The organism is Candidatus Berkiella aquae (genome assembly GCF_001431295.2).
Lineage (GTDB): Bacteria > Pseudomonadota > Gammaproteobacteria > Berkiellales > Berkiellaceae > Berkiella > Berkiella aquae.
Map to the genome: position 1 here is coordinate 565,443 of NZ_LKAJ02000001.1, position 24,650 is coordinate 590,092.

A 24,650-nucleotide genomic window follows, 5' to 3' on the forward strand; every position below is an offset into this window, starting at 1 on the left:
AGATAGACGACCCCATAAAAGGAGCGGCAAGATGACAACTTCACGTGAGATTGTTGGTGATTTAATGACCCCGAAAGGGAATATTGCGATTGTTGCATCGCGATTTAATGATTTTATGGTGGACAAACTGATCGATGGGGCTAAAGATGCCTTATTGCGCCATGGTGTGAAAGAAGAAAATATTGATCTGATCAAGGTCCCTGGTGGTTATGAAATCCCTTTGGCAGCTCAAGCTGCTGCAAAAACGGGTCGTTATTCCGGTATTATTACACTGGGCGTTGTGATTCGAGGTGATACTGCACATTTTGATTATGTTGCAGGGGGGTGTGCCCAAGGTGTTATGCAAGCACAGCTCAAAACCGATATTCCAATGACTTTGGGCGTATTAACGACTGAGAACATGGAACAAGCTATCGCACGCTCAGGCTCAACCGCTGGTAATAAAGGCTTTGAAGCAGCAACGGCATTAATTGAAATGATGAATTTATTGAGAAAAATTCATGACTAGTAAAAAAGTACATGGCCGGCACGGATCGCGCTGGCTTGCTTTGCAGGGACTATACGCTTGGGTTTTAACCAATAACAGTATACCAAGTATTGAACAAGATCTCGTTGCTAGCGATTTCCAGTTCAATCCTCAAACTGTTGATATTATGCCTAAGATTTCTTTTGATGCGCCTTATGTTCATGAGCTGATTCATGGAATAGCAGCTAGAAAATCGACGTTAGATGATTTGATGAGACCACATCTTGATCGCCCATTAGAAGATCTGAATCCGGTTGAATATGCAGTGTTGCTGATCGCTATTTATGAACTCAGTGAACGCCCTGAGATCCCTTATAAAGTTGTGATTAACGAAGCTATTTTATTAGCCAAGCAATTTGGTGCGCAAGATAGCCATAAATTTGTTAATGGTGTCTTAGATAAAACCGCAAAAGCCTTACGTCGCAGAGAATTAGCGTCTGCATAATAATCACTTCTTATTGGAACCATGAGAAAACACTTTTCAAATGGTTCCAAAGTTCAAATGTATAAAACAACCTGAAAAATACAGTATTTTTAATTGACTCAGCCTGTTATTTATTTGATAATCCAACTTTTGTATGTCGGGAAACTCACGCATGGCTGGTAAAAGTGGAATAATTCAATTTCGTGTTGGACAAAATGCAAAAACAGTTGCTAATGATAAAGCGGTGCAAATTTTTGCACCTCACTGGGTTGAAAAAGCCTTAGAAAAATTATCAGAGAAATTAAAAGGCTCGACATTTGCGATTGGCAATCGCAACGGTGCGAAATATAAAATTGCTGATAAATTAACTTTAATCGATCTCGTTGCGATTGCACGCAATGAAAGTGCAAATACCACCGGTATTATTCAATATGACCAATATAATGGGATTGATAAAAAAATCATCATTGCCTTGCGCGATTTAGTAAAGCATTGTGTGATTGTTGGAAAAGATGTTGCAACCCATTTTGGCGGGTATCCCGCAGGGCAGCCAAAATCAAAATTAAATAAAGAAGTTTATGTTTGTGATTTACCCGGTTTGCAATTTCAACAACTCGATAATACAGGGCGGCATGTTTTAATTGCTGTAAATAATGATTTTCCTCAAGGTGATTTAGATCAAGAAATATACCTCAATACGGTGGGTGAAAATAAACCGACTTATAGTGACGCGCGCAAGAACAAAACCAATCGATTTATCAAAGGTACATTTAAAGACAAAGAAGTGTATTTTGATACTCAAGCATATTATGCATTTATCGCACAGGATTTTATATTGGCCGCAAAAGCACTTCATATTCAAGCTAAGAATGAAGAAAAAGAGCTCAATTTTAAATTTTTAAAATATGGCGCAGGTTTTTTTGCAGAAGATTTAGAAGGCGAAGCCAAAAATCAGCTATCTGAACATTTAACTAAAGGTGTTTTGCTTGGGTTGTATCAATGGCTTAAGCTTCCTTTAGCACAAAGAAATAAAATAAAACGTATTGAACTTCCGTTTTATAAAGAAGTCGATAATGTTGTAATTGAGAATACCTTAAACGAAATTGCAAGTATTTGTGCCCAACATGACATTGAGTTTTCTGCTACCAATCAAGATGCATTAGCACAAACTTCCAAAAAATATATCACCGCAACCACCAATTGTTCTGATCCGCATGCACCTACCGGTAATGAAATGCATTATGGCAGTGTGGATGCAGCGATTGCTGAGAATTTGGCTAGAAAGGGGAATAATTTTAGCCCTATTTGTAATAAAGAAATGCAATGCCAGTTTTTAACTATACCAGTGAACAAGTACCAAGAAATCAAAAAAAGGCAAACGCAAGAAATATTGAAGGACTTTTTCACATTGTTAGCAATTTCTGCGTGTTTAGTGGGTGCACATTACGGGTTAGGATTGGGGTTAGCGTTAGGACTCATTGTGAAGGTAACGTTGGTATTTGCAGGCGTTGGGCTCTTAAGAACCGGGCGCGAATTATTCAAATCATTCAAACGCGATCAGTATCAAACGTATGTTGAAAAAAGTTCTGATGAAATTAAACAATTGAGTGGAACACAGCAAGCGGCTTTTGATATTGGCGTTAATGCTACAAAAAGTTATGGTTCAAGGGTTTATAGTTTTGTTGCTTGGCAAGCGTATCGCTCACCCAAAGCCTATTATGCAGGCCTTGAAGCGCAACAAGAAAACAACGAAAAGCTCATTCGAAAAGTTCACTGCGCAAGAAATAAGTAAATAATAAAAAAGGAGAACAGGGTTCTCCTTTTTTTCTGCATAATATATAAAGTTATAATTCTAAGTATTGCAAAGCAAACCAATTATCTGCTTATTGTAACCATTAGTCATGCACTGAAAGCGAAAGATTGTTTCTGGCTGCACTCCATTGTAATTTGAGTGTATCTACAAGGTTAATGCTTTGTAGTAGCGCTGAATATCATGCAGCGGTTTTATTAGCTTAAAATAAATAGGGAATTTAAAAAATGTTTACATTAGAAAATGCAATGTTATCTACTATTTCTGGTGGTTGTGATGAATGCAATGCAGAACTTGCTGTTGAAACAGAGAATGCAAACCAAGATTTATTAGATGCGACAGAAACTTCTTCATTGTCCTTAAATAATTATGAACCTATTTTTAATTTAGAATAAATAATACATTTACCCACGTTGCAATGATTGTGCTTCGCTCGCCGCGCAACGTGGGGATAACACTAAGCCCTGTTGGGCTTCTCTTTCTTTATTTTGTAGCGATCTCATGCTTTTTTTACTCATATTCGAACAAATATCTTGATTGAGATAAGTGGCACTATTTTGCTGAGTAACAACATTGTCAGGAAAATACCTGGTATATATATTGAACACCAGAATATGTCTTCTCACTCAGGACCCTCTGTGAGGACTGGTAACCCCTAGTTTCAATGATGAACGGGCATATATGCATTATGTTTAGTTCATACAAGGGTTTTGCCATGTCAGAAGCACAATTACATCAAGAATCTAAAGTAAATATTCTAGAATTTCCATCCAAGATTGAAGATCATCAGCACCATGAAAACCTGGCAATAACGATGGGTGATGCGCATGGGAATGTGTTGAGTATTTTACATTCGCTCATTCGCGAAGGGTTGTTGCTTGGAATTACCAAAGAAGAATATGAATATTTTGCAAAAACAATTTATCAAAAAGAAATTGACGAATTAACCGAAGAGGATATAAGTGCATTTCAAGCATTACTGCATAATGATAAATCACATTTTAATCCTTCGCTGAAAAATGTATTCTTCCAGATGGTAGGAGATGAAGCGGGCGATCGAGGGAAATGCGATCTTTTCGTTTGGTTATTGATGGAAAAAATGGTTGATGCAAAAATACTGAAAAATGTGAGCATATCCAATCATACCATTGAACCACTTAAACTCTATGAACGTGGTCTTAACTTTCAATGTGGTTATGGATTCCCTTCTGAAGAGCAATCATTATTAATGTATGAGCATGCTTGTTCGATGCAAAATCTTCAAGTATTAATTGATAGTGAAAATTTTCCTAACATCACTCGTCCTTATGTCGATAATTTAATCAAAAAAATATATGAGCCTACTTTAAGGTTGTTTTTCTATAATTTAAATGAAAAAGGAGATGAAATAACTTTCTTTAGTCATGCTGGAGTGGGCCTTGAAACCATTGAAGAAGAAGCACTGAAATTTAATGTGCCATTTAAAGACGGTTCTGCGAAAGAATTAGCACAAACTATAGATAATATTAATAAGCATTTTACTGAAAACTATGTTGAACAAAAAAGAATGCATGAATTATTTCCTGCTGAAGAAATGAGCAGGCTTTACAGTGGATATGTAAAGACAGATAACCCGTTTGTACGCAGTATCTGGAATAGAATATATGATGAAAACTATATCAAACGTCCTGCCATACATAATGGCTTTAAGATTAATTATGCCCATGGTCATGATTCGGGTAGTCCTAATTTAGAGCATTGTTTCAATATCGATAATAGCTTTGGTAAAATGCGGAACATTGCTGACTATAAAGTATTGTATACGTTGAATAATCAGCCAGTATTAGAATTAAAAGCAAAAGACGAAGAGGCTGCTAAGGTGGATGTTTGTGTACCACAAGTGTCTGCGCCAAAATTATCAACCAATGCGCATAATAAAGATTTGGATATACTAATAAAATTTATCTCAAGGGCTAAAAACAAATATGCTCATCTAAAAAGAGGTAAGTGTATGGAGATCAAAAAAGAGAGGATTGGTAGCCAATATAATTTTCAAGTGGGCGTAGGATCCACCAGTGGATTATTTTATATTAGCAACCGTAATATTCATGTGGCTTTAGAAGAAAATGGAACCCTTTCATTCTATAAAAAACATGAAGGTATTGTCGATTACAAAAATAAAGTAAACTATGAAGAAGTAGCTGATGAAAATTTACTCTCAAGCATCGTTAGTCAATTAAAATCACTGCAAGCAGCTAAAACACAAACCACGACAAAACCAATTTTGAATCAATTTGCACATGAAATTCAACCTGTTATTGATCCAACCATAGAATCATTAAATCAGGTTAAAGCTTTCATGCAAAAAGTAGCGCAAAGCAAGAATCCCCTACCAGGCGTTTGCATACCAATGCAAGCGGACTCTGTGGGAGCACAATATGATTTTCAACTAGGAAGGAGTCGCTATAATAATACGTTGTATATTGCCAATCGTTATTTTCATGCGGCATTAGAAGGTGATAACGTTGTTTTCTATCCAAAGGTAGATGGAAAGGTTAACCACGAACAACCTCTGCCTGCTAAAGATGCGCTACAAGATAACTTGTTTCACAGCATTGTTCAATTTCAGCAGCAATTGCAAAATAACAAAGTCACCATGACTATGTAATGTTCTTTTACATAACATATGCTGTCCATATTAACGTGGGCAGCATTTTATTCGAAATTTTTATTTTTTTATATTTGTTCTGATATTCTCGCTACATTTTTCTTTAAAAAAGTTGTTGACACTATTTTACAGCGTTACAATCCTCGCATTTACTTTAGCAATGCGAGATATCCCCAATGTTAAAAGGCCCCACAAAAAATGTTCGAAATGAAGAAATTGGTCAATTATTTACGTGGAATCAGAGCATAGATAAACCTGGTTTTGAATTACGAGCAAATAGTGATAGCCAATTTGAACGAGTGCTTGCTCAATTTAAAAAAGATGTTCTAACTCACCAATTAGGAGAGGGGTTGTTTGAAACTGATCCTGCTGCTTTAACTATTAAATTAACTAAAGCCAATTTTATTCATTGGCAAAAAGCCATATTAACGTCTCAAATGGTTGGCAAAAAATGAATTTTGCCCAAAGAACGCGTTTTTTTTCAATGTGGAAATAATTTATTTACCATTCCTTTAAATAATGAAATAGCAAATAAGTTAAAAAATAATTTAGCAAAATATGCTACTACAAGAGATATAAATGTTAACTTTGTCAAAACACAAGATGAAACGGTTGAAATTTCTTCGGAAGAATATCTTATTTTTAAAGAGGATTTGTTCGTTAAAAGGGCGGGAGTTCCAGTTCATGAATGAGAATTTAAAAAAGATGAAACATTAAATTGCTATTATACATTTCCTACCTCAGGAGAAACACTAACAGGACTCTTAAGTTGTTTAAGAGCAATCTTAAACAGAAACAACCACTCTGGTGAGTTAAAAAGAAACAACAAACTGAATAGAGTTGACATAGATGAAAAAAGTTATCAATTATTTAACGAATTAATTCAAAAAAAATATCGCCCTAAAGCATTTGCAACTAAAAGAGAATTTCAAGAAAGAGAAGATTGCTTTTATACTAGACCTGTCAATAATGAAACGCTGAAAAATCTTCATAATGATTTAAAAAGGCATTTTGATCGAAGTCATAAAGAACTTGGCATAACGCTTAGTATTGAAGAGAAAAATAATTGTATTTGCATACCTAAAAACCAATATGCGCTATGGAAAAGTAAACTCATCAATAACAAAGCATCTCTCTCGAAAAGTGTAAGGCGGCGGGAATTTATTTTTGATAAAAATAATAATTGTTACATTGTGAAAAAGTCTAACAGTGAATCACTGCAAATGGTTTATGATATTTTAAAAGCAAAATGTAAAACATTATCGTTGCCGGAAAATATTCTTCGTAGGAACTTTAAAAAAGGTGAAATAACCTTATCAAAGGAGAATTATGAGGCTTTTGCTGAACTAAGCAAACAAAGACAAGCTGAGCAGAGTAAAATATATCGTGTTGCTTTAACAAAAGATGAACATAAAAATGTTTATTTTTATAATTCCGATGACCCTGTGAATAAGACAAGATCATTTAATGCTTTAGCAGCCCTATTGGATATTAAAGTAAAATTTCACAATAGAAATAAACGTACTGAAATTAGCGTGAGTGATTATACGCGCTGGATAACAAACCCTATCATTAGTGCATCATTAAATGTGACAACACAAACGACATCGACATCAATGAATGTTGATGATCATGGATTTCTATTCGTTAAAGATCAAAATTGCCATGTAAAAACATATGCTTCTAAAAAAACTTTTAGGTATATGTTTTCCAACTTGATTAAAAAATGCAAAAAGCTTTCACTACCATCTGATCTTTTTGAGAAATGTGAAGATGCTAATCAAATAAAAATATCTGCTGCCAACTACAAAATATATATTGGAGTTCTCTCTGTAATGAGAGCTAAAAAATACCATGCTTATGGGCAGGCATTAACCAAAGATAAAAAAAATGGTGTTTATTACTATGATGGCAAAACTTTACTGGAATCATTTGTAAATTTAGCAAAATTATTAGCTATTGATGTAAAATTTGAGCAACGTCGAAAACGTATTGAAATGAGTATAGAGCACTATGAGCGTTGGATCGCAAATCCTACTATTAGGGAATCATTGCTGACTAATAATAAAAAGAAGAGAGTAGTAAAAAGAACAGGTAAAACGCAAACAATCCAGAGCACCAAGGGTGGTGTTTCAGTAAAATACCTTGAGGATGCTTTAAGCGTTCCGTGGAAAATTGATTCTGAGACATCAAAAACAAGCCAAGAATCAGTGTTGCCGAAAAGTCATATCATCCCATTTGTTTCATTTCAAGAAGTGTTGCTTGAAACGGATAATAAAAGAAGATTCTCAGGCCATGTTAAATTTGACACCCAAGGAATCAAAGGGTCCATTAAGCTATATTCTTCGCAAAAAGGTAATGCTGAAATCGTTTTTTCAAAGAATGTTATTTTTGTCAGAGCGGGCAGAAAAGAAGCGGCATGGTTGCCAAAGATAACCGATAAAGACCAAACGACCATTATTGTGATGGTATCACAGAAAGAGTTTGAAGAAATGCAATTCACTTTGGGTCGTTCCTTTATTTGCAAACTGCCAGCCCATATCAAATTATGTATTATCGAATCTTGTGAAGTGGCAAAACAACCCGAATCACAGCCGCCAAGCTATTTGCGAAGCTGTAACATTAAACGCGTTATGGCTTATGCTTTGGCTCATCATTATGAGTTAAAAGATTTTATATTGATGGATGATAATACGCGCCAAATCCAAATGGCAGAAACAGTTGTTCCCGATGGTAGTGTTGATGCTTTATTTCAACTATTTAGAGCTTATAAAGAAAGAGGGGCGGTATGTGCAACACTTGGCAGCTATGCTCCCTATAAGAACATCGCTCGTCCGCTTGAAGCAGCTCAAATCGAAGACTTACAGCAACATTTGGGCACAAAAATTACTTTCGTTGATTTTGACGCAATAAAAAATGAATTGCAAACGCAGAATAAAGAGCTACAGGATATCCTCTCGCCTTTTTCATTACTCTGGGGTGAAGATTATTTTAGCATGTTAGCGATTATTCAGTTAATGCAACTTCAGGGACAAGAAGGCATTGCGGGGGTTATTCCTTATAGCGTAGCCTGGCATGAGCGTCATCAAGCCGCCCAGAATAAAGCGAAAGGCAATACTGATTTTCAATTAGCTAATGCTTGGTTAAAACTAGAAGATAAGGTTTTAGAAAATATTAGCGATCATCAAAAGCTAGTGGTCGCTCGAATAAAGGAATTAGTGACAGATGCTATCAAGAAGCAAAAGATCAAAGAACAACAATATCTTGCGCAACTTGAAATCACGAACGATGAACCAATGATTCCTGAACAAGGTGAAAGCTTAGAAGAAGCTGCAATAGCACTGGAGTTAAGTGTAGTTGAATGGGGTAAAGTGCATGGAGCGAGGAATGCAGCGAGAGGTTATCCATTAGATGTCGATAAATTAACTAAAAAGATTTCTCAACAATTTTCTTCTCAGTATGCCGAGCAATATATAAATGGATTTAAAACAGGGCATGAAGCGGTATGGTCTTCTCTTTCTGAGAAAAAGCGAGCCTATTATCGCGGCGAATATGAAGGGTTTCTTGCCGCTCGGCAAGGATTTAAAACAGATAAATGTCGTATTCCTAGCCTATACCAAGCGCATGAATCTATTTTCCTCAAAGGATTTAATAATGGAAACATGCTGCAATGGAAATCGATGCAAGAAACCGATAATCTCCCGAAAATTAAAGCGATAGCTGGAGAAATGGGCATAAAGCGAGCAAATACCGGTTATGATATTAATGAACAAAAATTAGCTGAAATCGCTAAAAATTTTGGTGACAATGCTGAATACTTTATGGAGCAGTATCGCGCAGAATTTAATCTGGAAAGATCGTTAATGCCTATCGATTAAATCGTGACTAAAAGAGCACAGCAGGTCGCCACAATGCTTTCTAAAAAGCCACAAGTGCTGGATGTAAAAAAGTTAGAACAGGCTTCAAAGGAATTTGGAGATCATAAAGAGCTTTATCAGCATACCGTTACAACGCAATTTGAAAAGCTACGTCAACAGCAAAGTAAAGTTGAAGAAGAAATGCCTGCGCTTGTTGCTGTAAAAAACAAAAAGGTGGCCTGATAAATAGTCAAGCTAACATCATCATGCTAGCTTGACTACAATTTAAGCGTCACAGCAAAGTATGGCTTCGCTTGATTCTTGGCTGACAGGTGCGGTCATGTTTAAACGATCAATTTCAGCATAAGCGGAGTGATTGTGAATCGATTCAAAGTTTTCAGAGCTAATTTTATAACCTTTTATCGTGCTGATTTTTTCAAGAGATGCGGCGATATCGCGCACGGTATCTTCAACAAAACGAGGATTATCATAAGCACGCTCGGTTACTGCTTTTTCATCAGCGCGCTTTAAGATACCAAATAATTCACAGGATGCTTTACTTTCAACTAATTGGATAATTTCTCGCAGCGATAATTCAGGCGTTGCTCTAACCGTTACGGTAACATGAGAGCGTTGATTATGAGCACCATAATCGGAAATTTCCTTTGAACAAGGACAAAGGCTCGTGACCGGTACAACGACGGTTGCGAAAACATCCATTTTTCCTTTTTCTAAAATCCCTTGTAAAGAAACATTATAGTTCATGAGGCTTGCCGCTTTAGAAATTGGCGCATATTTGGTGACAAAATAAGGAAATTTGACCTGTAAATAGCCATCATCAGCATTTAGGCGTGTTACCATTTCGGTTAACTGCGATGGCATATTCGCAATGCTTAAGAGGCATTCTTTTTCGTTGAGAATTTCAACAAAACGAGACATATGCGTCCCTTTCACATTTTTAGGTAAATTGACCAGCATATCAAAGTGAGCGATGGAGTGCTGTGAAATCGTTTTCCCTTCATGATTATCTGTAAATACAATCGGATGGCAAAGATCACGGATCCCCACGCGGTCAACAGCCAGGTTGCGTGAATCTGGGCTATTTTGAATATCGGCGATGAGATCGTGAATTTGCATTGTTTTTAACAGCCTATTTTACGTAAATGGAAGGTCACTGCGACTCTAATGGAGAAAGGGTCTCATTACAAGAGTGACTGCTGACTTTTTTCTGGATAGCGGCCAGGATGCTCTGTTCATCAAGGCCAACACTGGCAAGCATTTCTTCTTGGGTACCATGCTCTACAAAATGATCGGGTAAGCCAAAATGAAGCACAGGATGATGGCAATCGTGCTTTTGTAAGCAAGCGCTGACCCCTTCACCGGCACCGCCTATCACGACATTTTCTTCCAAGGTGACAATCAAAGCATGTTTTTTAGCAATGGCGATGATCATGTCTTCATCAAGGGGTTTCACAAACCGCATATTGACGAGCGTTGCTCCCAATTGATCAGCCACTTTTTTCGCCGTGGTGAACATCGAACCAAAACTGAGTAAGGCAATTTGGTGGCCTTCTTGAATAAGCTCTGCCTTACCAATGGGTAAAGCCTGGCATTTGTCATCAAGGGTTGTTTGCGGGCCACAGCCGCGAGGATAGCGCACGGCAGCAGGCACGCCTGCTTGTAAGCCGGTATAAAGCATATGGCGACATTCATTGGCATCTTTGGGGGCCATGACCAGCATATTAGGGATACAACGCAGGTAGCTTAAATCAAAATTGCCAGAATGGGTTGGACCATCATTAACCAGGCCCGCCCTATCAATGGCGAATAATACCGGAAGATTTTGAATCGCAACGTCGTGAATCAGTTGATCGTAAGCCCGTTGTAAAAACGTTGAGTAAATAGCAACAACTGGTTTCATGTTATCGCAAGCAAGTCCTGCTGCGAGAGTGACGCTATGTTGTTCGGCAATACCGACATCGAAATATCGTGTTGGAAAACGTTTAGCAAAATCCACTAATCCTGAACCTTCGCACATGGCAGGCGTGATAGCCACTAAACGAGGTTCAATCGCTGCCATTTCGCACAACCAATTGCCTAATACTTCAGAATAAGTGGGATTTGGTGTGCTTGGTTTTTTAGTCTCTACTTTAGGCGAATAAAAGCCTTTGGTGACACCATGATATTTAATAGGATCGGCTTCGGCAGGCGGATAGCCTTTGCCTTTTTGCGTAATCACGTGCAGCAATTGTGGCCCTTTTAATGCTTGAACATTTTGTAGGGTTTTCACCATGCTGGCTAAGTCATGACCATCAACAGGGCCAATATAATTAAAGCCCAGTTCTTCAAATAACGTGCCAGGCATGATCATGCCTTTAAGATGCTCTTCAGTTTTACGTGCAAATTCCCAAACAGGGGGCATGCGACTCAGGACTTTTTTGCTGCCCTTACGCACGGTGGTATAAAGTTTGCTCGAGAGAATGCGGGCAAAATAATTAGATAACGCGCCGACGTTCCCTGAAATAGACATATCATTATCATTTAGGACAACTAACAGATCGGCTTTAATATCGCCTGCATGATTTAAGGCTTCAAATGCCATGCCTGCTGTCATCGCGCCATCGCCGATAACCGCAATAGCTCTGCCTGATTCGCCGGATATTTGTTTAGCAATGGTCATACCCAGTGCCGCACTGATAGAGGTGCTTGAATGACCCACCCCAAAGCCATCATAAGGGCTTTCTTCGCGGCGCGGAAAAGGAGCCAAGCCATCCTTTTGTCGAATAGAATGAAATAACGGCGCTCTTTGAGTCAGAATTTTATGTGGATAGGCTTGATGCCCCACATCCCAGATTAATTTATCTTGGGGAGTATTAAAAACGTAATGTAATGCAATGGTGAGCTCAATTGTCCCAAGGCCTGCAGCAAGATGACCACCGGTTTCATTTAGCGATTCTAAGAGAAATTGTCGCAGTTGATTGGCAACGCTTGGAAGTTCCTCTAGCGACAGTTTGCGGAGATCTGTCGGTGATTGTATAAAATCAGGGATGCGCACTCAAATTTCCCGCCCAACAATGTAGGCAGATAAACTGCGTAAAGCTTCTGCTTTTTGACCAAAAGAGGCTAGGTGAGCCAGGCTTTGTGTATAACACTCTGCTAGAGATTGTTCAGCATGATGAAGCCCAAGAAGTGTCACAAAGGTACATTTTTGATTTTTCACATCTTGCCCTGGCGTTTTACCCATTGTCTCACTTTTTCCTAATGCATCTAAAATGTCATCTTTGATTTGAAAGGCGAGGCCGATTGCTAGACCAAATTTATGTAATTCTTCTAAATCAGTTTTGCTAGCATCACCGGCGATTGCGCCACATTGTACACTGGCTGCAATCAGAGCCCCAGTCTTTGCGCGATGCATTTGACATAATTGCTCATAAGAAAGTTGTTTCCCTTGCGCAGCCAGATCGAGTGCTTGTCCTTTTACCATTCCGGTAGGGCCTGCAGCTTGGGCAAGGTTATGAATAATTTTTAAGTTATTTAAATAATTTTCTCTAATGGGCGCTTGTGCCAGCACTTCAAATGCGAGAGTGAGTAGGGCATCACCCGCCAAAATGGCGGTCGCCTCATCAAACGCTTTATGGCAAGTAGGCTTGCCGCGCCGCAGTTCATCATTATCCATGGCGGGTAAATCGTCATGGATCAATGAATAACAATGAATAAATTCAATCGCCACCGCGATGGGATCAATGATTTCTAGCGGTGTATTAAACAAAGCAGCGCTTTGGTAGGCCAAATAAGGTCGCAGGCGCTTACCACCATTCAAACAGGCGTAATGCATGGCTTTTATTAAAGTAGAACCATCATCAGGGGGTAAGTAGCGAGCCAGTAAGGTTTCTAGGCGTGCTTGGCATGTTTGCTTATTAATCGGGTTCATTTTCGCTCATGAGCTGTTGAACACGTTGTTCGGCTTCTTTTAGTGCCTGTTGGCATTGTTTGGCTAAGGCGATGCCTTGCTCAAAGTGCGTTAACGCATCTTCTAAGCTGAGCTCTCCTGTTTCCATTTTATTCACAATGGATTCTAGCTTTTGGATTGACCCTTCAAAGTCGGGAACAGGCGTTGGGTTTGATTTTTTGTTAGCCACTAGATTTATTTTTTCAATCAAAACCAAGAACTTATCGTAGACCAAGGTTTGGGTCAATGGTCAAACAGGAATTTTATGATTAAGCAAACTAGAATATACAATAGTGAAGAGCCGTAAAATCTTTGGAAACTGAATGTTCTAACAGGAAGTAACGATGGATATAGGGACAATACTGGGCCTTTTGGGTGGTGGTTACATTATCTATTGGGCAATTGCTGCGGATGGGGGTAGTATCGGGCTTTTCTTAAATGCCCATCCAATTGTTATTGTGATTGGAGGCAGTACCGTTGTTACCTTAATGAAATTTGGGGTAAAACGGTTTCTAGGTGCCTTTAAAACCGCCATTCATGCGTTTGTTTTTAAAAAATTTAGTCCCGAAGACATTATTAATGAGGCAGTAAAAATCGCAGAAGCTGCTCGTAAAGGTGGCTTGTTATCATTAGAAGGAATGGAGATACAAAATCCCTTTCTGAAAAAAGGGGTTCAGCTGTTGATTGATGGTCATGAGCCTGATGTAGTGCGCAAAATCCTCTCTAAAGAAATGAATCTTACCGTTGAACGCCATTTATGGGGTCAAAAGGTATTTCGTGCTATCGCAGAAGCAGGCCCAGCCATGGGGATGATAGGAACCTTGATGGGGTTAGTACTCATGATGTCCAACATGAGCGATCCTAAATCGATTGGTCCTGCAATGGCGATTGCGTTGTTAGCAACCTTTTATGGCGCTGTTTTAGCTAACATGATAGCGATACCCATCGCCGATAAATTAGAACTACGTTCAACCGAAGAGCGTACGGCAAAAGCCTTGGTCATTGATGCTTTGCTTGGTATTCAAGCAGGGCAAAATCCCCGCGTCATTGAAGAAGCATTGAAAAACTATTTACCGAGTAAAGGACGCGGAGAAGAAAAATAATGTCTCATGCAGCTCAGGATGACGATGATAGCCCGCCTGGAGGCCATGCGGCTAAAGCAGAAGGCTGGGTTGTAACCTTCGCTGATATGATGTCATTGTTAATGAGTTTTTTCGTATTAATGTTATCGTTTTCTGAACAAGATAGTGCCAAATTTAAAGAGGTCGGTGGATCATTAGAGAGAGCCTTTGGGGTACAAAGAGAAATTGTTTCCTACGAAATTCCGAAAGGAACTAGTATCGTTGCCAAAGAGTTTAGTCCGGGTAAACCTTCCCCAACGGTGCTAAATGAAGTCAGACAAAAAACCACGGATGAAAATAAATTAACTTTAGATTTTGATGAAAAACGTATTCCCATGCAAGGTGCTGAGGGGCGTGATGTCAGCCAAGGAGGCAGGGAAAAAGGGATCTCAAGCCAGGAAATGGCTGCAATACAAAAATCTAAAGAACAAAAACGCATTGAAATTACGGAAACCTTGGCCAAAACCTTAGCCAAAGAAATCATGCAAGGTTTAATTGAAATTGAAGCAAAAGACCAGCGCATTGTGATAAGGGTATTAGAACAAGGATCTTTTGCCGATGGTGATGATACGATTCAGCCATCCTTTATTCCTATTTTAAATAAAATTTCAACTTTTTTAGATTTAGTACCTGGTGAAATTGATATTGCAGGTCATACCGATGATACGCCCGTCTCTAATAGACAATATCGTTCAAATTGGGATCTTTCTGCAGGCAGAGCGATTGCGGTGGCTCGTTATTTAACTGAAGATAGAGATGTGAATAAAAACCGGATTGTGATTTTAGGCTATGGTGATGCAAGGCCTCTTTACCCTAATGATACCAAAGAGAATCGTTTACGAAATCGCCGTGTCGAAATCACTTTAATTCAAGGGGATAATCCAAGTTATGAACCGGCAAACTTCCCCGTAGATGCAGACAAAGTGAAAAAACAAGTACGTGAAATTTATGTGAATCCATCGACAAAAAATGCTCAGGATAAACCAGTTAATGTAGAGTAAGTGCAAGGAATGCTTATGAAAGATGAAAGACGCCGATATTTTCGTATCGAAGATGAGGTCATTCTGACATGGCGTAAAATTACTTTACAAGAAAAAGAGCAGGGTCTTGCGCGCATTCAACGCGGTGAAATCGATTATCCGGATACAGCAGGGCTCTTTTTGTCAATGGAAGCAGATTTAATTGATGTTATCCATTCGTTAGCAAAGCAACCTGAAATGGCTCAGGCAATCGATCTGCTTAATCGAAAAATTAACCTATTTGCAAGATGTATTCCCTTGAATAATTCGGTCAGCACTTTACTGGATGAGGAAGCACAACCCGTGAGCTTAAGCGCCAGTGGCATATCATTTGAAACCAATGAAGCGGTAAACAAGGATCAAGATATTCAGCTTGAAATGGTGCTAATACCCGAAAGAATTTATATTTTGTGTTTTGCCGTTGTGGTTGATTGTTTACCCATAGAAAGTCAAACAGACGAAAACGCGCAGATTTATCGCATGAATGTGGATTTTACGACGATTCGTGATGAAGATATAGAACGTCTGGTACAGCATATTATGCGTAAAGAAGTGGCATTTTTGCGAGCTAGACGAAAATCCCGACAAAATGACTAAATTTGGTTGATTGTCGACTTGGCCGTGTGCTAAGACCTTCTATCCTATTCAGTGTGTACATTCAAAACCTCGTTTGATACACTTCCCTAACTTTTTGAAAGTACTTCCTTTTTATGGTTAGCATAATGAATTCAGGCAATGAAGTTCGTGGCTTTTTTAATGTTAGTTTTGCTACGAATGCAATTGCAGCCGCCGTCGTTGGTTTGAGCTATTGCTTTGTTAATACGCCTTACCAAGCAGCACTTAGTAGCATAGGCTGTTATGCCTTATCTGGTGCGCTAACAAATTGGTTAGCTATCTACATGCTATTTGAGAAAGTGCCCTTTCTGTATGGTTCGGGTGTGATTCCAGAGCAGTTTGAATCTTTTAAAGCAGGAATTCGCAATCTCATCATGCAAGAATTTTTTACTCAGGAAAATGTCAATGCCGTAGTTTCTTTGGGTAATCATTCGCAAAAATGGGGCGCACTTGCTGATGAACTTGATTACGACAAAATGTACGATGCACTCACCCAAGGGCTGTTAGAATCGCAGATGGGAAAATTGTTAGCGATGGTGGGTGGGCAAAGCGCCATTGAATCATTGCGCGCACCCGTACAAGGTAAATTGCAAGCAGTCATTCGAGAAACGCTAGAAGATGAAAAGCTGCAGCAACAAATACTAAATAAATTTCAACAACAAGATGAAGAATTTTTAAAACGAATTGAAGGGATAGTAGAGCATCGTTTAGATGCACTAACCCCTAAAATGGTAAAAAATATTATTCAAAAAATGATCCGCGAACATCTAGGATGGTTAGTCGTGTGGGGTGGTGTATTCGGTGGATTGATAGGTTTTATCGCTCATTTTTTATAAGATGTATGCATGAATAAAAATAAATCATTTAATGAATATCTCATTTTTTTGCGAGAATCAATCGAAAATTTAGCAGAGTATTGGCAAATTATCGGTTATGAAAATCCCCACATTAAAGATATTAATGCTGGATTAAATCATGCTGATCCTTTCATTATTTACAAAGCTAGTATTGCAGCGACCATGCTACTAGAAGATAGGTCGATTTATCATTAACCGCAGTGAGCGCCCTTCTTGTCTCAAAAAATGGACGTTCTCCCTTCTTGATAATTCAATGAGGGGCTAAGTAATCATTGACCGAATTTGGAGAAAGTTGCGATGACGGTGATAAAACACCATGAAAAATTTAAAAATTTCTATGAAATAAATCATCCTTTAATTGCAGGCAAGTTAACCCTGTTAAGACAAAAGCAAACCGATCATAAATTATTTCGTGAATTGGTTCATGAAATAACCTTGTTGTTAGGCTACGAAGCGACACAAAATTTGGTAACGCAGACCATGGAAATTCATACCCCCATGGAAACTTGTTTATCTCCCTTTTTAGCAGGACCATCACCCGTTATTCTGCCCATCTTACGCGCAGGTGTCGGTATGGTTGATGCTTTATTATCGTTAATGCCAGCAGCGAAAGTGGGGCATATCGGTTTATTCAGAAATGAAACGACATTGCAACCTGAGGGCTATTACTTCAAAGTTCCTGAAGATAGTCATCTGCGGCCTTTTTATGTTTGTGATCCAATGTTGGCAACGGGTGGCTCTGCTATTCGTGCTATTAACACACTCAAAGAACATGGTGTTAAAAGTATTACTTTCCTGTGCGTGCTTGCTGCACCAGAAGGATTAGAAGCGTTCTATAAAGCGCACCCTGAAGTAAATATCTATGCGGCAAGTGTTGATCGCTGCTTAGATGAGCATGGTTATATTCGACCGGGGTTGGGAGATGCGGGCGACCGCATGTTCGGGACTTTGTAGTTTTTATTTAAAATCCCCCGCTCGCAATGTGCGAGCTGCCCCCTTTTATTCAAAGGGGGCGATGGCTCAATTGAATCGAGTACCAACTAATAGATTTGTTTTGAAATCGAATTTAAGATCCAGTGCGCTTAATTAATTGGCCCCCTTTGAATAAAAGGGGGCAGCTCGCTTGAAAAGCGGGCGGGGGATTTTTATCTTAATTCACGCCGTATTATCCAGTGGCACATTTAACAGAGATAACGCAAAGAGTAGCTGCAATATCTACGCCTTTGGTAAATCTGATAATTCAAGATTTCTTAATGCCCTATTAAAAATAGGTAATCCTTCCTCCGGTGATTTCTCTGCATGATCAGACTCGATTTTATTTCTGGCGGTGTCATATTCCATCCAATTAATACTTTCAGTATATGCTTGCGCCTGGTCTATCACTTTACAATAAGTATAGAAATACTGATCTCGACTGGCTTGTCTCAAGCCATTCAAGTAATTATCTCGATGTACAGTAGGAATAATAATTTTAAAAAGGCCTGCTTTAAATAATTCTGCGTTCATCATTATTCTACAAAGCCTACCATTACCATCAACAAAAGGATGTACTTCGCTGATAATAAATTGCATAAATAATGCTTTGGGTAATCCTTCCTCTAATAATTGATAAAACTCAAATGCGTGACACAATGTGCCTATCACATCTTCAGGCTCAACAAATAATGTGTTTCCTGCCTTATTAGCCCCCGTTTTGAACTCCCCAGGGTTTTTTTCTGGACGTCCTCTCATCAAGTAAGCATGCCTTTCTTTTAATAAGGCTAAAAACTCATTAGTATTTTTAGGTGTTAGAATCATCTCCGACGGATCATTTGTTAATTGATAATTTGCTAGCACATCATGGCTATCAGCATGTCGATGATTTATAGTGGTTCCAGAAAATACAATATCTTCTGCTTCATCAATAATAAATTTAGTACCTTCAATATAATTTGAAAAATATGATTCAAAAAAAGAAAGATTTCTTAATGAAGAAAGATTAAATTGGTATGCTCTTTCTCTAAATGTACATTTTTTTATATAAAGATATAAATTTTCAAATAGTTTCAATCTTCTTGCATCATAAGGTTCTTTTTTTGCGACTGCTTTAGCATAAGGTGTTTTTAAAAAGTCTGCTTCTGGGTGTGTCGATAACAAAGCACTTATTATTTGATTAAGTTTTTTATACTCTATTTGAAATCCTAAGTGGTTTGCTATTATAAATGCCTCTTTGCGTATTTGATTTAAAGCTGTTTCTTTTCGTATTCGCAGTTCTTTAGCTAAAAAATTCTCAACGCCTTCTTCGCCGATCGTTTTAACGTTACTATAATCACTTCTAGTTGATGATAAATTTTCAAGTAATGAACGAACAACACTACTCCTAGCTAAGTTGGGTAATATTTGTTCTATATAAGAAGTATTATCTCCCTTTGATACTTTAATAATAAGTCCTGGTAATGAAATAGTTTTGACATATGAACTTGTAATGAATGCAATATTTTGATTTTCTTTGTAAGGAATAGGCTTTAAATCAATTGCTGTTCTAAAACTTAAAATGCCTTTAGGGACAATGTGTTGTACAAGTTGCATCCAATTTGATTTAACAATATTTTCGATAGGGGTATTTAAATCATCCGTATAAATAGCTCGATAAATACGTCGTAGCTTAGATTGTGTATATAAACGAGAGAGGCGCTTAGCCTCATTACTATCGAATGCAAAGTATAGCTGTGCCATTTTGATGTGAATATTGGAATACTATAATGAAATGATATGCGAATATTGGAATACTAACAAGCGATAAATGCGAATATTGGGATATCATTTAGCATAAAATGAGAATATTAGAATACTAAAAAATATTAAAAGCGAATTTTGGAATAATATAAAGAGAAACCTGTGCAATTACACAGATTTAAGTCATCTCACGCCGTATTATCCGGCGGCACATTTAACAGATATAACGCTTTACCCACCACATTGCGATAAATAGGCGCTGCCACTAAACCACCATAGTAGTTCTTTTCATTAGGCTCTTCGACCACGATCACGGTAGCAAGGCGTGGTTGATCAACCGGCGTAATGCCAGCAAAAAGTGCAATATGGCGATTGGGATCATAACCATGGGGGCCTACAACACGCACCGTCCCTGTTTTTCCTGCGGTTTTGTAACCTGGAATATCCGCTCTTGAGCCTGTACCTTTGCGACTGATTACTTCGGTTAATACTTGCAAGGTAGAAAGGGCTACATCTTCTGGGATCACTCGCTCTTTTTTAAACACTGTATTAGGCGGTAATTTGGTTAAAGATACGGGGATTTTGATACCGCCTGAGGCTAACGTGGCATAAGCATGCGCTAACTGCAATGGGGTAACAGAGAGGCCATAACCAAAAGCCAGGGTGGCATGCATAAAAGGATTTTTAGGTGGGGGTGGCAGCATGCCTTTTCGCTCTCCTGGAAACGGCGTATTAATACTGTCGCCTAAGCCAAGTTGACGGAAAGTTTCTAATAACGTTTCAGGAGGTAGCGCAAGCGTGATTTTACTGATCCCGACGTTACTGGATTTACTCAATACTTCTTTTAGTGTTAGCACTCCATTCGGATGAATATCTCTCACCAAATGTTTGCCAATTCGGTATGTGCCAGGAGAGGTATCAATAATTGATTCAGGAGTGAATTCTCGACTCGCCAAGGCGCTGGTGATGGTAAATGTTTTAATGGTAGAACCCGGTTCATAGAGATCAGTCAGGGCGCGATTACGCGTGTGTGCGCCGTGACATTCTTGGCGATTATTCGGGTTGAAAGACGGTGCGCTAACCATCGCGAGAATTTCACCTGTTGAGATATCGATCATCACCAAGGTTGCGGATTTTGCTTGATATTTCTGAATGGCTTGCTCAAGTTCACGATAAGCAAATCCTTGGATCCGTAGATCAATACTCAATGCAATTTCATCTCCAGAACGCGCTGGTTGAAAATAATCAAGATCTTTAACCCAGCGGCCGGTTCTATCTTCTAAGACACGTTTTTTACCAATCGTGGGTTTTAATGCTTGCTCGAAAGTTAATTCAAGTCCTGCTTGTCCTTGATCGTCTATATCGGTGAAGCCGGTGAGTTGGGCTGTTTGCCATGCTGCCGGATAATAGCGCCGAAATTCACGTTTGATTCCAAGACCTGTAATATTTAAGGCTTTAATTTGTTTGGCGATATCCGGGGTGAGGCCACGTTTGAGATAGATAAAAACCCGATGAGGATGTTGTTCAATTTTTTTCTTGAGATCAGCCGAAGTATAGCCAAGTAATTTAGCCAATTTTTTCAATTCAGTTGGTTTAGCGCTAAATTGCGAAGGGTTAACATAAATAGCATGCACAGGCGTGCTAATAGCGATAGGGGTGCCTCTGCGATCGGTAATCATCCCTCGGTAAGAAGGGATATCCACAATGCGTAAGGTTCTGGCATCACCTTGTGCTTGCAAAAAATCGGTATTGGTAACTTGTAAGTGAACTAAACGGGTAGCTACCCCTGCCGTTAAAAGTCCAAAGAGAGAACAAATGAGCATTAGGCGCCAGGTAGCGGGATTAAGCTTGCTTGTTTTTGTATTTAGAAAACTTTCTTTGTAAGGGGCAGATTTTATCATTGTATTTATAGGATGAAATAGTATTGACTATACTAGCAATTAAACAAACCAGTTTAATGCAGTATATACCAACTGCAGTTCAAGATGCGAAGGAAGAGAATAATGACCGTTGCAACAACCCAATCAGACGATATCCCTATTGGGGAATTGGTGATCATGACCATCGCTATGCCACGTGATACCAATCGCTATGGAGATATGTTTGGTGGGTGGCTAGTTTCACAAATGGATCTGGGTGGGGCCATTCTTGCCCATCAATGTTCACATTCACGCATGACAACCGTTGCGATTGATAAAATGGTTTTTATCCGCCCCGTTTATGTGGGCGATGTGGTTTCTTGCTATGCCAGTATTGTTAAACGCGGTAACACTTCGGTCGGTATTAATGTGCAAGTGTGGGTAGAGCGGATGGAAGATCATTTTAAATTAAAAGTGACCGAAGGATTATTTACTTACGTTGCTATCGATAAACAAGGCAAGCCAACCCCCATCAAATGGAAGACCTAGCAATAGGCAGTTTAATCGTAAAGGTGGTGCCAATATTCTCTTGCGTAACAAGATGAATGCTACCACCATGATCTTTAATAATCCCATATGAGATGGAAAGCCCAAGCCCTGTACCAATTCCAATGGGTTTAGTGGTAAAGAAGGGATCAAATATTTTCGATAAATATTTGGGCGCAATACCACAACCGTTATCAGCAATCACTATTACCACTTTATTACCTTCTAACGCCGTTTTGATCTGGATGATTCCTTTAGTCGCAATTGCTTGGCTTGCGTTGACCAATAAATTAACAAAAACTTGCGTTAATTGATTAAGATTGCCCATGACAGGTGGTAATACCGATAACTCTTTTTCGACTTGGCATTTATATTTCAATTCATTGCGTGCCATTTGCAGACTATTTTCAAGACAATGATTGATATCACAAGAACTAAATTCAGTATCGGTTGTGCGTGAAAAAGATTTCAATCCAGACACAATATTAATCACTTGTTGAATACCTTCGAAAGATTCTTGAAAGAGATTGTCAATATCAGAGAGAATAAATTCAATATTTTGCTGATTCTCTAATTGGCCATATTGTTTCTGATAATTTTCAACCCCTTCTGACAAGACCGTGACATATTTTTTCAATGAGGATAAATTATTTTGCACATAACTAATGGGGTTATTAATCTCATGGGCCATGCCAGCAGCTAATTGCCCTATAGAAATAATTTTGGAATGCTGGATTAATTGTAGCTGCGTTTCTTTCATTTTTTTTAGCATGGCTTCGAGTTTGATATTATTATATTTAATATTTTTCTCGGAAGTGTCCTTTTCGATAATCATATTAATATGACGCGTAGCATGTGCAACAAAGTCAAGCTGTTCGGTTTTATCTTGATGATTTCGTTTGGAGAAGAATTGTGCAACACCAATCACTTTGTCATGATAATGTAAGGGTAAAGCATAAGACCAAGTGATAGAAGAAATAATAGAACCTTTGTTTTCAATGACTAAGGAGTCGGAAAGCGGCCTGTCTTGGTGGATGGTTTGCCAGGCTAAATCTTCCCCTTTTTTGAAAAGATATTTAATGGTGGGGGTGAATTTTTTTTCGTGTTTTATAAAATGAATATCGGAGGTGACTAAAACGTTGGGATCTTTCTCTGGCAAAAAATAAATAACCCCAATAGGCCATTTGGAAAATTTGCAGACTTTTTTAAGATAAAATCTTAAAATGTCAGAAAGATCGATATGCCGTCTTTGTGCATAATCGATGAGTGCAATTAATAATTCGTAGCCTTTTAGCTGTTTACTATTGTCAATCAGCTCAATGGGGTGGTTAGGATTTGGGCCAGGTGATTCATGATGCGTTAACATCGACCATGTCCTTAATCTTCGATTTGAATATAAGCAACAATATTTTTCAAATTAACCAAGTTGTGAATGGCTCTGTCATCTAATACCGTTCCCTCAGGAAGCAGTAACATGCCAGTGCTTGAAAGTAGTGCGCGCGAGAGCTTCATGCCTGCTTTTAAGGATTCAGGTGGCAACATTTTTTCTCGCGTTGTTTTAATCGATTCTGCAGGCAGCATTGCAATAATCTCACAAAAGGTGTCTACCACTTTGGGATCGTAGAGAATGCCTTTTGAAGCTTTAATGAGTTCTATTGCTTGAAAATTAGTTAATTTGTCGGGTAATAACATCCCCGATTGTAGCTGCTCATAATCAATGGCAACATATAAAATTCTCGCCCCAATGGGAATATCTTCCCCGGCGCGCTTATGGGGGTATCCTTTGCCGTTGAAGGCTTCCCTATGCGCTAAAACAATTTCAGCAACCCATTCAAAATCATTATGTTCATTGCTTAATAAAGCGGTTGCACCAATCACAGGATATTGATGAAACACATTTCTTTCTTCTCCCCGCAGAATACGATAGGGCGTATTTAAAATTTGTTTGGGTATCGCAATTTTACCTAGCGCATAAAGGCAGCCTGCATAATAAATAAGACTCGCCTCAGTTTGAGAAAGCTTGTGCTTTAATGCAATTTGTCTTGCCAGATCGGCCACTTTTTTCGCATGGCCTCGGTAATGAGGAAGTTGGTTTTCAATGAGATTAGAGCAGACGTTGAGGGTGGCTAATTGATTTCTATGTAACGATTCTAAGGTTTTATTAAGCTCGTTGGTTCTTGCGGTTACGGTACTTTCAAGCGAATGATTGAGCGTAAGAAGCTCTTGATTTTGCCGATAGACTTCTTTTTGTAACAGCTTGGTCTTATCTTTTAGATGTTTATTCTCAACTGCGTTTTTAATGACCGATTCAAGATAATTTTCATTCCAGGGTTTTTCCAAATAGCAATCGATTTTCCCTTCATTAATCGCCGCAATAGCCGCATCAACCTCAGCAAATCCCGTGAGTAGAATGCGCCCTACATCCGGCCATTTAAGGGCGACTTCTTTTAACAGATTAGCCCCATTCATTTCTGGCATACGCATATCGCTAACCACCACATCAATTTGGTCATTGACCAGAATATGCAGTGCGGCTACACCATTATTCGCGACAAACACGTTATAGCCCAAAGGTTTGAACTGTCTTTCTAATGTCCTGGTAATATTTTCTTCATCGTCAACAAATAAAATATTACCACGTGCGGATTGTGATGCATGCTGTAACATAAGGCTGGCCTTATCACTGATTATTCAATCATGTTTAT

General features: G+C 38.6%; 25 protein-coding genes. 16 read left to right on the top strand and 9 right to left on the bottom strand.

All coding sequences use genetic code 11. From position 1 onward, the window contains the following. Positions 1-31: 31 nt before the first annotated feature. The 4 genes from ribH to HT99x_RS02760 all read left to right on the top strand — a co-directional run bounded on the left by ribH (position 32) and on the right by HT99x_RS02760 (position 3,155). Positions 32-508 carry a 6,7-dimethyl-8-ribityllumazine synthase gene (gene ribH / locus HT99x_RS02745; protein WP_075065789.1) on the top strand — a complete coding sequence of 159 codons (477 nt, stop codon included), beginning with the start codon at positions 32-34 and terminating at the stop codon, positions 506-508. Beyond that, positions 501-971: a transcription antitermination factor NusB gene (gene nusB / locus HT99x_RS02750; RefSeq protein ID WP_075065788.1), complete on the top strand. Its 471-nt coding sequence runs from the start codon at positions 501-503 to the stop codon at positions 969-971. The genes ribH and nusB overlap by 8 nt, the downstream gene beginning before the upstream one ends. A 151-nt stretch (positions 972-1,122) precedes the next feature. Beyond that, positions 1,123-2,742: a hypothetical protein gene (locus HT99x_RS02755; RefSeq protein ID WP_075065787.1), complete on the top strand. Its 1,620-nt coding sequence runs from the start codon at positions 1,123-1,125 to the stop codon at positions 2,740-2,742. A 245-nt stretch (positions 2,743-2,987) separates the two neighbouring features. Beyond that, a complete protein-coding gene (locus tag HT99x_RS02760) occupies positions 2,988-3,155 on the top strand; it encodes a hypothetical protein (RefSeq protein ID WP_158003365.1) in 168 nt (55 codons plus the stop codon). Positions 3,156-3,164: 9 nt separating this feature from the next. On the opposite strand, the gene HT99x_RS02765 is transcribed toward HT99x_RS02760, so the two are convergent. Next, positions 3,165-3,386 carry a hypothetical protein gene (locus tag HT99x_RS02765; protein WP_139016576.1) on the bottom strand — a complete coding sequence of 74 codons (222 nt, stop codon included), beginning with the start codon at positions 3,384-3,386 and terminating at the stop codon, positions 3,165-3,167. A gap of 89 nt (positions 3,387-3,475) precedes the next feature. Here HT99x_RS02765 and HT99x_RS02770 point away from each other — a divergent pair, with 89 nt between their 5' ends. From HT99x_RS02770 to HT99x_RS02790, 5 genes are all read left to right on the top strand, one after another. After that, a complete protein-coding gene (locus HT99x_RS02770; protein ID WP_075065786.1) occupies positions 3,476-5,407 on the top strand; it encodes a hypothetical protein in 1,932 nt (643 codons plus the stop codon). Between the two features lie 176 nt (positions 5,408-5,583). Continuing rightward, positions 5,584-5,862: a hypothetical protein gene (locus HT99x_RS02775; RefSeq protein ID WP_075065785.1), complete on the top strand. Its 279-nt coding sequence runs from the start codon at positions 5,584-5,586 to the stop codon at positions 5,860-5,862. Between the two features lie 3 nt (positions 5,863-5,865). Then, positions 5,866-6,099 carry a hypothetical protein gene (locus HT99x_RS02780; protein WP_075065784.1) on the top strand — a complete coding sequence of 78 codons (234 nt, stop codon included), beginning with the start codon at positions 5,866-5,868 and terminating at the stop codon, positions 6,097-6,099. Positions 6,100-6,600: 501 nt separating this feature from the next. Next, positions 6,601-9,285 (top strand): hypothetical protein, encoded by a 2,685-nt coding sequence (locus HT99x_RS02785; protein ID WP_139016575.1) that lies wholly within the window; start codon positions 6,601-6,603, stop codon positions 9,283-9,285. A 3-nt stretch (positions 9,286-9,288) separates the two neighbouring features. Continuing rightward, the gene (locus tag HT99x_RS02790) at positions 9,289-9,507 is read left to right on the top strand and encodes a hypothetical protein (RefSeq protein WP_158003364.1); all 219 of its coding nucleotides are present in this window, start codon (positions 9,289-9,291) and stop codon (positions 9,505-9,507) included. A 42-nt stretch (positions 9,508-9,549) separates the two neighbouring features. On the opposite strand, the gene folE2 is transcribed toward HT99x_RS02790, so the two are convergent. Genes folE2 through HT99x_RS02810 form a run of 4 tightly spaced genes read right to left on the bottom strand, consistent with a single transcriptional unit; the run spans position 9,550 to position 13,403 of the window. Further along, a complete protein-coding gene (gene folE2 / locus HT99x_RS02795; protein WP_075065781.1) occupies positions 9,550-10,401 on the bottom strand; it encodes a GTP cyclohydrolase FolE2 in 852 nt (283 codons plus the stop codon). Positions 10,402-10,435: 34 nt separating this feature from the next. Next, a complete protein-coding gene (gene dxs, locus HT99x_RS02800; RefSeq protein ID WP_075065780.1) occupies positions 10,436-12,319 on the bottom strand; it encodes a 1-deoxy-D-xylulose-5-phosphate synthase in 1,884 nt (627 codons plus the stop codon). Further along, the gene (locus HT99x_RS02805; RefSeq protein ID WP_075065779.1) at positions 12,320-13,195 is read right to left on the bottom strand and encodes a polyprenyl synthetase family protein; all 876 of its coding nucleotides are present in this window, start codon (positions 13,193-13,195) and stop codon (positions 12,320-12,322) included. Beyond that, positions 13,182-13,403, bottom strand: coding sequence for an exodeoxyribonuclease VII small subunit (locus HT99x_RS02810; protein ID WP_075065837.1), 222 nt, complete (start codon positions 13,401-13,403; stop codon positions 13,182-13,184). Before HT99x_RS02810 ends, HT99x_RS02805 begins: the two co-directional genes overlap by 14 nt. Positions 13,404-13,557: 154 nt before the next feature. Between HT99x_RS02810 and pomA the strand changes: the two genes are divergently transcribed. The 6 genes from pomA to upp all read left to right on the top strand — a co-directional run bounded on the left by pomA (position 13,558) and on the right by upp (position 17,779). Next, a complete protein-coding gene (gene pomA / locus HT99x_RS02815; protein ID WP_075065778.1) occupies positions 13,558-14,316 on the top strand; it encodes a flagellar motor protein PomA in 759 nt (252 codons plus the stop codon). Next, positions 14,316-15,335 (top strand): MotB family protein, encoded by a 1,020-nt coding sequence (locus HT99x_RS02820; protein WP_075065777.1) that lies wholly within the window; start codon positions 14,316-14,318, stop codon positions 15,333-15,335. The genes pomA and HT99x_RS02820 overlap by 1 nt, the downstream gene beginning before the upstream one ends. Positions 15,336-15,350: 15 nt before the next feature. Beyond that, positions 15,351-15,950 carry a PilZ domain-containing protein gene (locus HT99x_RS02825; protein WP_075065776.1) on the top strand — a complete coding sequence of 200 codons (600 nt, stop codon included), beginning with the start codon at positions 15,351-15,353 and terminating at the stop codon, positions 15,948-15,950. A gap of 125 nt (positions 15,951-16,075) precedes the next feature. Then, positions 16,076-16,804: a DUF445 family protein gene (locus tag HT99x_RS02830; protein ID WP_075065775.1), complete on the top strand. Its 729-nt coding sequence runs from the start codon at positions 16,076-16,078 to the stop codon at positions 16,802-16,804. Between the two features lie 9 nt (positions 16,805-16,813). Then, a complete protein-coding gene (locus tag HT99x_RS02835) occupies positions 16,814-17,020 on the top strand; it encodes a hypothetical protein (RefSeq protein ID WP_075065774.1) in 207 nt (68 codons plus the stop codon). Between the two features lie 102 nt (positions 17,021-17,122). Then, on the top strand, positions 17,123-17,779 hold the full coding sequence (gene upp, locus HT99x_RS02840) for a uracil phosphoribosyltransferase (RefSeq protein WP_075065773.1): 657 nt from the start codon (positions 17,123-17,125) through the stop codon (positions 17,777-17,779). Between the two features lie 261 nt (positions 17,780-18,040). Here upp and HT99x_RS02845 read toward each other — a convergent pair whose 3' ends face one another. After that, the gene (locus HT99x_RS02845; protein WP_075065772.1) at positions 18,041-19,540 is read right to left on the bottom strand and encodes a Fic family protein; all 1,500 of its coding nucleotides are present in this window, start codon (positions 19,538-19,540) and stop codon (positions 18,041-18,043) included. A gap of 188 nt (positions 19,541-19,728) precedes the next feature. Next, entirely contained in the window at positions 19,729-21,363 is a 1,635-nt protein-coding gene (locus HT99x_RS02850) for a peptidoglycan D,D-transpeptidase FtsI family protein (protein WP_075065836.1), read from the bottom strand. A 180-nt stretch (positions 21,364-21,543) separates the two neighbouring features. On the opposite strand from HT99x_RS02850, the gene HT99x_RS02855 reads away from it, so the two are divergent. Beyond that, on the top strand, positions 21,544-21,948 hold the full coding sequence (locus HT99x_RS02855; protein ID WP_075065771.1) for a hotdog domain-containing protein: 405 nt from the start codon (positions 21,544-21,546) through the stop codon (positions 21,946-21,948). Here HT99x_RS02855 and HT99x_RS02860 read toward each other — a convergent pair. Together HT99x_RS02860 and nosR are read right to left on the bottom strand one after the other, a co-directional pair. Continuing rightward, a complete protein-coding gene (locus tag HT99x_RS02860) occupies positions 21,932-23,311 on the bottom strand; it encodes an ATP-binding protein (RefSeq protein ID WP_075065770.1) in 1,380 nt (459 codons plus the stop codon). The genes HT99x_RS02855 and HT99x_RS02860 overlap by 17 nt on opposite strands. Positions 23,312-23,322: 11 nt before the next feature. Beyond that, positions 23,323-24,612 carry a response regulator c-di-GMP phosphodiesterase, NosR family gene (gene nosR / locus HT99x_RS02865; RefSeq protein ID WP_075065769.1) on the bottom strand — a complete coding sequence of 430 codons (1,290 nt, stop codon included), beginning with the start codon at positions 24,610-24,612 and terminating at the stop codon, positions 23,323-23,325. Between the last annotated feature and the right edge of the window lie 38 nt (positions 24,613-24,650).

Bases quoted from the DNA above. Each gene is read 5' to 3' on its own strand.
- ribH (WP_075065789.1), top strand. From the start codon at position 32: ATGACAACTTCACGTGAGATTGTTGGTGATTTAATGACCCCGAAAGGG.
- nusB (WP_075065788.1), top strand. From the start codon at position 501: ATGACTAGTAAAAAAGTACATGGCCGGCACGGATCGCGCTGGCTTGCT.
- HT99x_RS02755 (WP_075065787.1), top strand. From the start codon at position 1,123: ATGGCTGGTAAAAGTGGAATAATTCAATTTCGTGTTGGACAAAATGCA.
- HT99x_RS02760 (WP_158003365.1), top strand. From the start codon at position 2,988: ATGTTTACATTAGAAAATGCAATGTTATCTACTATTTCTGGTGGTTGT.
- HT99x_RS02770 (WP_075065786.1), top strand. From the start codon at position 3,476: ATGTCAGAAGCACAATTACATCAAGAATCTAAAGTAAATATTCTAGAA.
- HT99x_RS02775 (WP_075065785.1), top strand. From the start codon at position 5,584: ATGTTAAAAGGCCCCACAAAAAATGTTCGAAATGAAGAAATTGGTCAA.
- folE2 (WP_075065781.1), bottom strand. From the start codon at position 10,401: ATGCAAATTCACGATCTCATCGCCGATATTCAAAATAGCCCAGATTCA.
- HT99x_RS02805 (WP_075065779.1), bottom strand. From the start codon at position 13,195: ATGAACCCGATTAATAAGCAAACATGCCAAGCACGCCTAGAAACCTTA.
- pomA (WP_075065778.1), top strand. From the start codon at position 13,558: ATGGATATAGGGACAATACTGGGCCTTTTGGGTGGTGGTTACATTATC.
- HT99x_RS02820 (WP_075065777.1), top strand. From the start codon at position 14,316: ATGTCTCATGCAGCTCAGGATGACGATGATAGCCCGCCTGGAGGCCAT.
- HT99x_RS02825 (WP_075065776.1), top strand. From the start codon at position 15,351: ATGAAAGATGAAAGACGCCGATATTTTCGTATCGAAGATGAGGTCATT.
- HT99x_RS02830 (WP_075065775.1), top strand. From the start codon at position 16,076: ATGAATTCAGGCAATGAAGTTCGTGGCTTTTTTAATGTTAGTTTTGCT.
- HT99x_RS02835 (WP_075065774.1), top strand. From the start codon at position 16,814: ATGAATAAAAATAAATCATTTAATGAATATCTCATTTTTTTGCGAGAA.
- upp (WP_075065773.1), top strand. From the start codon at position 17,123: ATGACGGTGATAAAACACCATGAAAAATTTAAAAATTTCTATGAAATA.
- HT99x_RS02845 (WP_075065772.1), bottom strand. From the start codon at position 19,540: ATGGCACAGCTATACTTTGCATTCGATAGTAATGAGGCTAAGCGCCTC.
- HT99x_RS02850 (WP_075065836.1), bottom strand. From the start codon at position 21,363: ATGCTCATTTGTTCTCTCTTTGGACTTTTAACGGCAGGGGTAGCTACC.
- HT99x_RS02855 (WP_075065771.1), top strand. From the start codon at position 21,544: ATGACCGTTGCAACAACCCAATCAGACGATATCCCTATTGGGGAATTG.
- HT99x_RS02860 (WP_075065770.1), bottom strand. From the start codon at position 23,311: ATGTTAACGCATCATGAATCACCTGGCCCAAATCCTAACCACCCCATT.
- nosR (WP_075065769.1), bottom strand. From the start codon at position 24,612: ATGTTACAGCATGCATCACAATCCGCACGTGGTAATATTTTATTTGTT.